This is a genomic window from Cupriavidus sp. GW822-FHT03E04 (genome assembly GCF_058801495.1).
Genome location: NZ_JBXANI010000009.1, coordinates 315756 through 324299, shown reverse-complemented (window position 1 = coordinate 324299; position 8544 = coordinate 315756). Strand labels below are relative to the sequence as shown.

Genomic DNA, 8544 nt, shown 5'->3' with positions numbered 1-8544 from the left:
TCCGGCGCGCCTTCTTTGCCTACTTTCTTGGCAAGACAAGAAAGTAGGTCGCCGCCCCGCAGGGGTGGTGAAACTGCCTTTGACTCTAAGTCTTTGACTTTAAGCCTTCGACCTTAGGCCTTTGAAGTTGACTCCAACCCACCCCATTCAAGGAGACCCCCATGACCCTGCAACAAACCCTCGTCATCCACGAAGCCCTGGACAGCCCCAACGCCAACGGCGCAGTCCGCGAACTGTTCGATGCCTACACCCCCGCCGGCGTAACGGTAGACGTCGTCACCATCAACAACGCCCCGCCGGAACCCACCACAAACACCACCGACTTCATCACCATCGTCATCCCCGGCACTCAAGGCAAGCGCGGCGGTGGCAAAGCCCCCACGCTAGGCGTGATCGGCCGCAATGGCGCCATCGGCGCGCGCCCGGAGCTGGTAGGCCTGGTGTCCGACGCGGACGGCCCGATCGGCAGCCTGGCCGTGGCGCTCAAGCTGGCGCAGATGAAGCACAAGGGCGACCACCTGGCCGGCGACGTCATCGTGACCACGCACTTGTCCACCAACGTGTCGATGCAGCCGCACGATCCGGTGCCCTTCATGGGCATGCCGGTGTCGTCCGACACCATGAACGAGTACCAGGTGCTGCCCGAAATGGATGCGATCCTGTCGCTCGATGCCTCCAAGGGCAACAGCATCATCAAGCACCGCGGCTTTGCGATCTCGCCCACCGCCATGCAAGGCTATATCCTGCGCGTGAGCCCGGACCTGGTGGCGGCGATGGAATCCACCACCGGTTGCCCGGCAGTGACCTTCCCGATCTCGCAGCAGGACATCACGCCCTATCACAACGGCCTGTACCACTTCAACAGCATCATGCAGCCGCATGTGGCCACCGCCGCTCCGGTGGTAGGCGTGGCGCTGACGGCGCAGTCGGTGGTCTCGGGCAGCGCCACCAGCGCCAACCACGAGATCGACATTGCCGAAGCCGTGCGCTTCTGCGTGGAAGTGGCCAAGCGCTTCGGCGCGGGCAAGTGCCAGTTCTTCAACGTGGTGGAATGGGGCAAGATCCGCGCGATCTATCCCGACATGACAGGTTTCCAGCGCGCCGGCACGGCGCACTGAAACGAAGCGCCGCGGTGCCCGGACGTGCGGCAAGCCACACGCGGGCATTTTCAGCGGGCGCGCTTCGGTGTATGGTTGCGCTCCTGACGCAGTCGCCGCTTGAGCGGCTATTCTTGCAACATGCTCCGCCTGAACGACACCGACGGCCCCACGCTGTCCCGCTGCCTGTCCACCCTCGCCGCCTGCGCCGCGCTTGCAGCGCTGCCTGGCTGCGAACGCAATGAACCGGCTCCGGCCACCTCCGCCACATCCGCATCCGGCGCTGCCGCATCGGATGCGCAGGCGGCGCGCGCCGACGACGCCGCCCCGCCGGACGACGCGCCCAGCTTTGCGCCCGCGCCGCTGGCCCGCCCACTGGTCGCGCTGCGCGGGCTGACCAGCATGGCGGACGTGCAGGCGGCGTGGGGCAAGCCGCCGGACATCACGCCCAACCAGGATGAATGCGGCACGGCGCTCGACGAAGAGCACCTGATGCACTACCACTACCCCGATGCGCTGATCGAAGTGGGCCGCAGCGGCGACGCCGTGATCCGCGCGCTGCACGGCATCCCGGCCGGGCTGACGCTCAAGCTGGAAAGCCAGGACATTACCGCGGCCTCCACGCTGACGCAGCTCAACACGGCCCTGCGCAAGAACCCGCGCTGGAAGATGGCGGAGGGGCCAGGCAAGGTACGCAGCCCGTCCGACCGCGACGAGGGCGACCCGCTTGAGCAGCTCGCCTACACCACGCTCTACACGCTGGACGGCGACGGCGACCAGTACCGCCTGTATTTCCTCGGCGACCGGCTGGTGGGCTACGCCTACTGGGTCGGCTGCTGACCCCCGCGGCGCTAGCGCAGCGCGCCGGGACCACCCGTGTGTGGCGCAAGCGCCGCTGCGGCATCGCCCTCGGTGGCAGCGGCCTGCGATGCCTCGCCATGCAGGCGCTTCCATTCGTCAAAGCCGCCGGCCAGCGCCCAGGTATTGGCGTAGCCGGCCGCCTTCAGGCGTTCCGCCAGCACCGCTGCCGACACCTCATGCGGGCAGGCGCAGTAGACCACGATGTCGATGCTGGTCGGATGCTCGGAGAGTAATTCCAGCGGCGCATTCAGGTCGATGATCATCGCGCCGGGGATCCGCTCCACCGCGTCGCTGCGCACGTCAAGCACCAGCGGGAAGCGATCGCCCAGCCGGCGCGCTTCGAGCTCCCCCACCGACATGCGGGGCACGCGCCGGGTGCGGCGCAACAGGCGCACGCGCCGCCAGAACTTCCACGCGACGAAGGCGGCGAAGGCGCCCAACACCACCATGACGGCCACCGGGCCATAGGTGCTGAAGGCGTCCAGGATGACTTCGACAAAATCGGTAAACACCACGCCAACCAGCAGCGCGCCGCCGGCCCACACCAGCGCCCCGATGGCGTCGTAGAACAGGAACACCGCGAACGGCGTGGAGGTCATGCCGGCCATGGCGGTGGACAATGCGCCGGCGCCCGGCAGCAACTTGGCGAACACCAGCGAGCGCGGGCCCACGCGCAGGTATAGCGACTGGGTCTGGCGGATGCAGCTGTCGGGCGAGATGGAAACGCGGCAGATGGTGCGCAGCATGGGTTGCCCGAGCCGCTTGCCGGCGAAGTACCAGGCCGTGTCGGCAATCAGGCAGGCCAGGATAACGGCCGCCAGCACGGCTCCCAGCGCGGGGCCGCCCTCGCGCATGCCGAGCGCGCCAGCAACGAACAGCATGGGAACGGCCGGCACCGGCAGCCCGGCCTGCTCGGCCAGCACATTGAGAAACACGAGCATCACGCCGTGGCTCTCCAGCAAGGACTGCAATTCACCCACACCGATCTCCCGCGCTATGGCCGTTTTCGCCCCTTCAGGGTAATCGGCGCGAGCGAGGATGCTCGCGCCGACGGGCATAGGCAGTAGTGTGCCACCAAGGTGGCGCGGTGCAGTGCATTGACTTGCATGCGAACTTCAAAAACCCTGAACGAGGCGCCTGCAAAGCCGCGGGCCAGCGCTTCGGCTATCGCCCCGATGATCAGGCATGCGCGCCATCCTGATAGGTGTCGAACTTACGCGCGGGATCCGCGGAAGGGCCGCTGCGGTCCATGCCGGCCAGCTTCTGCGCGCCGTCCTGGAACGGATCGACCGTGCGCGCCGGGTCCGCGGAAACACCGCCGCGGTCCATGCCAGCCAGCTTCTGCGCGCCGTCCGAGAACGGATCCGGCTTGCGCAGGCGGCTGGCATCCGCGCCCGTCGCCGGCGCGGCGGCCGGGTCCAGGCGAGCGCCATCGCTAAAGACATCGAAACGCGACGCATGGAAGACGTAGCCGTAGCGGTCCCCGGACACGGCACTGTCCTGGGGGCCAGCGGCTTGCGCCGGAACCGCCGTGGCGGCAATGCCGGCAAGTGCGGCCGAAGTCATCAACAACTTGAAGAAATGGCGGGGCATGGCAATCTCCTTCTGGGCGATCGGCGGATCGCGGCTGGCTTGCAGGGGAGCAGCGCCTTGCGCTGGTCCGGCCACACGTGAATCGCGCGGTTAAACCAGATACGCTGCAAAGCGCGGCGTGGATGCACAAGGACGCTGGATGCGTGCGAGCCACGCGCAAAGACCGCACTGGGCTCAGGGCTGCAGGGCAGCGGCCTCGCAGGTCATTCGCCGCATCGCCGTGGCGACTGCGGCATCCACCTGCACCTCGGCCTGCGCAATCGAGGTAGCCAGCCGCTCGCCACCGAACTCGTCATACTCGATAGCGACCTCCAGCGTGTCATCGATGCCGATGTAGTCGAACGCTGCACGCAGCGCCGGGGTGACATGGTCGAGCCGGGCCAGGCGGCCACCGTAGCCGTAGTCGCCGCGCGCGGTCAGCAGCACCAGTTGCTTGCCGCGTCCCGCCAACATCGGCCAGTAAGGCTCTCCCACGCGTTCTCGATCAAAACCGAAGGTCTTGCCCACGCGCACGATATTGTCGATATATGCCTTGAGTTGTGCAGGCACGCCAAAGTTGTACATCGGCACGCCGATCACCAGCACATCGGCGCGCTCGACTTCCGCGACCAGGCGATCGCTTTCGGCCAGCAACGCATCCATCCACCGCTCGCGCCGCGCGGGTGGCGTGAAGGCGCTGCGAATCCAGTCAGCGTTGACGGGCGCGGGCGGTTGCTGTCCCACGTCGCGATAGGTCAGCGTGTCCGCGGGACGCGCCGCTTGCCAGAGGCTGACGAAGCGGTGCGAGAGACGGCGCGTGTGCGAGCCGTGGGCGTCGGTGCCGGAACGTCCCGGGCGGGCGCTGGCGTCGATATGCAGGAGGTGAGCCATGTTGTTCTCATTGCGGTTGGTCATGCCTGAGCCGTTCTCATGGCTCAGCACATGCGATTAGGGGTGATGGCAATGTAGACTCGCTACAATCCCCTCACAACCGATCCTTTCTCTGCCTCATGGCTGAAGATTTCTCATCTGAAACCACGCCCCGCCGCCTGCCGCCGCTCGCCGCGCTGCGCGCTTTCGAAGCCACCGCGCGGCACCTGAGCGTCAAGCACGCCGCACAAGAGCTGTCGGTCACGCCGACGGCGGTGAGCCATCAACTGCGGCTGCTGGAGCAGGTGCTTGGCGTGACACTGTTCGAGCGCCTGCCGCGCCGGCTAGTGCTGAGCGCGCACGGCGCCGCACTGTACCCGGGCACGCGGGAGGGCTTTGATGCGCTGGAGCGGGCCGTGGGCAGGCTGCGCGCGCCGCCATCGCGCAAGACGCTCACGGTGTCGGCAACGCCGGCCTTCGCCGCACGCTGGCTGCTGCCGCGCGCACCGAGGCTGCGGGCCGTGGCGCCGGAGTTCGACCTGCATGTGCATGCCTCGCTGGATGCCGTGGACCTGCATGCGGGCCACGCCGACGCCGCCATCCGCTACGGCAGCGGCAAATGGCGCGGGCTGGACGCCGAGCTGCTATGGCGTGAGCGCTTTGCCCCGGTCTGCAGCCCGCTGCTAGGCGTGAAGAGCGCCGCAGGGCTGCGCCGCCAGACCTTGCTGCACCACCAATGGCGCAGCCACGCGCGCCGCCCCATAACTTGGGCCCTGTGGCAGCAGGAGGCCGGGCTGGACCGGCTGGATGCGGCCAGCGGCCCCGTTTTCTCCGACGAGACCCACGCCATCCTCGCGGCGCTTGGCGGCCAGGGCGTCGCCTTGCTGAGCCTGACACTGGTGGAGGAGGAATTGCGCAGCGGCGCGCTGGTGCAGCCCTGCGGCCCGGCCATCGAGGGCGACGGCTATTACCTGGTCTACCCGGCACACCGGCGCGACGACGACGCGGTGCGCGCCGTGCGCGCATGGATCGGCCCGCAGGCGGATAACGCGATGCGCTGAGGCTGCGGAGTCGCTCATCCTGCGGAGTTGTTTTCGCGTGGTTGCTGGTTGCTTACCGCGCCGGCAAGCGGGCATGATGGCGGCTACCGATCCCGGAGCCCCGCGCATGCCTGCCCAACCTGACTCGCAACACCAAGACAAAGACCAGCTGATCCAGCGCTTCGGCCTGCAGCCGCATCCGGAAGGCGGCTACTACCGCGAGACCCATCGCGACGCCGTGCGTGTTTCGCGTGTGTCGCATCTGTCGCGTGAAGGGGCAGGCAATCCCGCCACACATGCCGCCTCCACTGCGATCTACTACCTGCTGTGCGACAGCGCATACTCCGCCTGGCATCGCATCCGCTCCGACGAGGTGTGGCACTTCTACGCGGGTTGCCCGCTCAACGTGCATGTGCTGGAGCAAGACGGCAGCCTCACCACGCACCGGCTGGGCAATGCGCTCAGCGATGACAACGCGGTGTTCCAGGCCGTGGTCCGGGCTGGCTGCTGGTTCGCCGCCGAGCGCAGCGATCCGGATGGCTTCTCGCTGGTAGGCTGCACCGTGGCGCCGGGCTTTGAGTTCAGCGAGTTCGAGCTGGCCGATGCCGACAGCCTGCTGGCATCGCACCCGCGCCATGCCGCACTGATCGCGCGGCTCGCCCCTGCGCCACAACGCTGATGCGCTGATGCGCTAAAACGGCAGACCGCCCAAACCCCTTCCCGTTTTTTCTCTTTTCGAGATCCCCGCCATGAAATGGTTTTCCCTTGCAGCTGTGGCGCTGGTAGCGCTGGAACATGTCTACATCATGGTGCTGGAGATGTTCCTGTGGGATAAGCCCAAGGGCATGCGGGCCTTCGGGCTGACGCACGAGTTCGCCGTTGCCACCAAGGCGCTGGCGGCCAACCAGGGGCTGTACAACGGCTTTCTCGCGGCTGGCCTGCTGTGGGGCCTGGCCACCGCCGCGGTGCCGGTGCAGTTGTTCTTCCTGTGCTGCGTGCTGGTGGCCGGCATCTTCGGCGCCTGCACGGCCAGCCGCAAGATCCTGTGGGTGCAGGGCTTGCCGGCGGCGATCGCCATCGCACTGGTGCTGCTGGCCTGAGGCGGCCGGCAGGCTTGGCGTCGTACTAGCTGCGCAGGGCCTCGGCCATGGCGCGCAGCGCCAGCGTGTAGCCGGCAACGCCAAGCCCGCAGATCACGCCGGTGGCCGCGCGCGAGATCAGCGAATGGCGATGGGTCTCCTCGCGCGCATGGATATTGGTGATGTGCAGCTCAATCACCGGACGCTGGATCAGCTTGACGGCATCCAGCACGGGGATGGAGGCGAAGGAGAATCCGGCCGGATTGATGATCACGCCCGCGTTCTTCTCAAACGCTTCCTGCAACCAGTCCACCATCGTGGCTTCGCTGTTGGTCTGGCGAAAATCGCACGCGATCCGCAGTTCATCCGCCAGCGCCGCAACCCGCTGCTGGACCTCGGCAAGCGTGGTCGTGCCATACAGGTGCGGCTCGCGCTTGCCCAGCATGTTGAGGTTGGAGCCATTCAGGACATAGACGAGTTCGGTCATGATTTGTGGCGCGCGGCAATGCGCCGCGCGCTGAATGAGTTAGTGGGATTTGCAGGGTTAGTGAGATTTGCGCGTGCCGATCGGCATGAACCGAGCGCCTTCGGCGATGACGCCGGGTGCATCGGAACGGTTCATGTCGATGCCACGCGTCTCGGGCGCCGTCAGGATCATGGCCAGCGAGATCAGGTTGAACACGACGCAGACGGCGACCACGCCCCACGGCGAGCCGTTGCAAACCTGCAGCAGCCACACCGCGACCACCGGCATCGGCCCGCCGGCAATCAGGTTTGCGCCGGTGTATGCAAGCGCCGATCCCGAATAGCGGACATTGGTCGGAAACGCTTCGGCGAAGGCGACCGGCTGGATGCCGCTCTGGAACTGGGTGAAGCCCAGGAACAGGCCCATGATGGCGAGCATCGGCAGGAAGCTCTTGGTGTCGAGGATCTGGAAGTAGACGAACAGGATCAGCAGCGTTGCGACGGAACCAATGGCCAGCGCCTTCTTGCGGCCGATCTTGTCGCTGAGCATGCCACCCGCCAGCGCGCCAACGATGGCGCAGACATTGGCGCCCATCAACAGCAGGAAGCCGGTCTGCTTCGGCACTTCAAGCGTCTTGGTGATGTAGCTCAGCGAGAACACGACAATGAGGTAGAAGATCGCCGCCGGGCCGCAAAAGAACAGCATCCAGCGCAACACCGTTTTGCCGTGCAGGCGCAATGCATCGCGCAGCGGGTTGCCCACCTCGGCCACCTGGCTCTTGCGCAGCTCGACGAATGCCGGCGTTTCACTGACCTTCAGGCGGATATACACGCCGACGATCACCAGGATGAAGCTCAGCAGGAACGGTACCCGCCATCCGTAGGCGTCGAACGATTCCGCCGACATCGTGCAGCAACAGCACGCCATTGGCAAGTATCTGGCTCAGCGGAGAGCAAAGGCCCAGCAGGCCGGAGTACTTGCCGCGCCGGTCCGGGCTGGCGTGCTCGATAGCCATGAGTTGCGCGCCGGTCGATTCGCCCCCGAGCGCAAAGCCCTGCAGGATGCGCAACAGCACCAGCAACACCGGCGCCCAGACGCCGATCTGCGAGTAAGTGGGAAGCAAGCCCATCAGCACGGAGGACAGCCCCATGATCGTGACCGTGCCCAGCAACAGGTTGCGGCGCCCGAGCTTGTCGCCAAGGTGGCCGCAAATGATGGCACCGAGGGGCCGTGCCGCCAGGCCAACGCCGAAGGTGGCCAGCGATGCCAGCAGCGCGGATGTTGGCTCCATGGCCGGGAAAAACAGCCTGGGCAGGATGGTGGCCGCCAATGCCCCGTAAAGCGTAAAGTCGAACCACTCCAGTGCGGTGCCGATGGTGGCGGCCGCCACGGCGCGCGTGCGCATCGCTGCATTGGCCGGGCGTAGTGTCTCTGCAGTCATTTTGTCTCCTGGCATTCTCTTCCTGGGAAGGGTAGGCGTCGCTGCCCTTCCGATGTTCGTTGAAGCCGTCCAACGCTCTCGCGCTTCTGCCTTCGTGCCGGTTGGATCGGTAAAAGCA

General features: G+C 66.5%; 9 protein-coding genes and 1 pseudogene. 5 read left to right on the top strand and 5 right to left on the bottom strand.

The window, feature by feature from the left end; genetic code table 11:
- Positions 1 to 161: 161 nt before the first annotated feature.
- Both AC1RQC_RS15450 and AC1RQC_RS15445 read left to right on the top strand, forming a co-directional pair.
- Positions 162 to 1118: a DUF1177 domain-containing protein gene (locus tag AC1RQC_RS15450; RefSeq protein ID WP_492883857.1), complete on the top strand. Its 957-nt coding sequence runs from the start codon at positions 162 to 164 to the stop codon at positions 1116 to 1118.
- Between the two features lie 120 nt (positions 1119 to 1238).
- The gene (locus AC1RQC_RS15445; protein WP_492813516.1) at positions 1239 to 1937 is read left to right on the top strand and encodes a hypothetical protein; all 699 of its coding nucleotides are present in this window, start codon (positions 1239 to 1241) and stop codon (positions 1935 to 1937) included.
- 11 nt (positions 1938 to 1948) lie between these two features.
- On the opposite strand, the gene AC1RQC_RS15440 is transcribed toward AC1RQC_RS15445, so the two are convergent.
- The 3 genes from AC1RQC_RS15440 to AC1RQC_RS15430 all read right to left on the bottom strand — a co-directional run bounded on the left by AC1RQC_RS15440 (position 1949) and on the right by AC1RQC_RS15430 (position 4445).
- Positions 1949 to 2938 carry a VTT domain-containing protein gene (locus tag AC1RQC_RS15440; RefSeq protein WP_492376333.1) on the bottom strand — a complete coding sequence of 330 codons (990 nt, stop codon included), beginning with the start codon at positions 2936 to 2938 and terminating at the stop codon, positions 1949 to 1951.
- Positions 2939 to 3137: 199 nt separating this feature from the next.
- A complete protein-coding gene (locus tag AC1RQC_RS15435; RefSeq protein WP_492376334.1) occupies positions 3138 to 3551 on the bottom strand; it encodes a copper resistance protein CopQ in 414 nt (137 codons plus the stop codon).
- Positions 3552 to 3725: 174 nt separating this feature from the next.
- Positions 3726 to 4445 carry an FMN-dependent NADH-azoreductase gene (locus AC1RQC_RS15430; protein ID WP_492376335.1) on the bottom strand — a complete coding sequence of 240 codons (720 nt, stop codon included), beginning with the start codon at positions 4443 to 4445 and terminating at the stop codon, positions 3726 to 3728.
- Positions 4446 to 4540: 95 nt separating this feature from the next.
- Here AC1RQC_RS15430 and AC1RQC_RS15425 point away from each other — a divergent pair, with 95 nt between their 5' ends.
- The 3 genes from AC1RQC_RS15425 (at position 4541) to AC1RQC_RS15415 (ending at position 6540) form a co-directional block, all read left to right on the top strand.
- Positions 4541 to 5461 (top strand): LysR substrate-binding domain-containing protein, encoded by a 921-nt coding sequence (locus AC1RQC_RS15425; protein ID WP_492376336.1) that lies wholly within the window; start codon positions 4541 to 4543, stop codon positions 5459 to 5461.
- A gap of 106 nt (positions 5462 to 5567) precedes the next feature.
- A complete protein-coding gene (locus tag AC1RQC_RS15420) occupies positions 5568 to 6119 on the top strand; it encodes a cupin domain-containing protein (RefSeq protein WP_492883855.1) in 552 nt (183 codons plus the stop codon).
- Between the two features lie 70 nt (positions 6120 to 6189).
- The gene (locus tag AC1RQC_RS15415; RefSeq protein ID WP_492376338.1) at positions 6190 to 6540 is read left to right on the top strand and encodes a DUF1304 domain-containing protein; all 351 of its coding nucleotides are present in this window, start codon (positions 6190 to 6192) and stop codon (positions 6538 to 6540) included.
- A gap of 25 nt (positions 6541 to 6565) precedes the next feature.
- Here AC1RQC_RS15415 and AC1RQC_RS15410 read toward each other — a convergent pair whose 3' ends face one another.
- Together AC1RQC_RS15410 and AC1RQC_RS15405 are read right to left on the bottom strand one after the other, a co-directional pair.
- Positions 6566 to 7006 carry a type II 3-dehydroquinate dehydratase gene (locus tag AC1RQC_RS15410; RefSeq protein ID WP_492376339.1) on the bottom strand — a complete coding sequence of 147 codons (441 nt, stop codon included), beginning with the start codon at positions 7004 to 7006 and terminating at the stop codon, positions 6566 to 6568.
- Positions 7007 to 7063: 57 nt separating this feature from the next.
- A pseudogene (locus AC1RQC_RS15405) lies at positions 7064 to 8390 on the bottom strand (MFS transporter).
- Positions 8391 to 8544: the final 154 nt, after the last annotated feature.

Coding starts and splice junctions, on each gene's coding strand:
- AC1RQC_RS15450 (WP_492883857.1), top strand. CDS start 162: ATGACCCTGCAACAAACCCTCGTCATCCACGAAGCCCTGGACAGCCCC.
- AC1RQC_RS15445 (WP_492813516.1), top strand. CDS start 1,239: ATGCTCCGCCTGAACGACACCGACGGCCCCACGCTGTCCCGCTGCCTG.
- AC1RQC_RS15435 (WP_492376334.1), bottom strand. CDS start 3,551: ATGCCCCGCCATTTCTTCAAGTTGTTGATGACTTCGGCCGCACTTGCC.
- AC1RQC_RS15430 (WP_492376335.1), bottom strand. CDS start 4,445: ATGACCAACCGCAATGAGAACAACATGGCTCACCTCCTGCATATCGAC.
- AC1RQC_RS15425 (WP_492376336.1), top strand. CDS start 4,541: ATGGCTGAAGATTTCTCATCTGAAACCACGCCCCGCCGCCTGCCGCCG.
- AC1RQC_RS15420 (WP_492883855.1), top strand. CDS start 5,568: ATGCCTGCCCAACCTGACTCGCAACACCAAGACAAAGACCAGCTGATC.
- AC1RQC_RS15415 (WP_492376338.1), top strand. CDS start 6,190: ATGAAATGGTTTTCCCTTGCAGCTGTGGCGCTGGTAGCGCTGGAACAT.
- AC1RQC_RS15410 (WP_492376339.1), bottom strand. CDS start 7,006: ATGACCGAACTCGTCTATGTCCTGAATGGCTCCAACCTCAACATGCTG.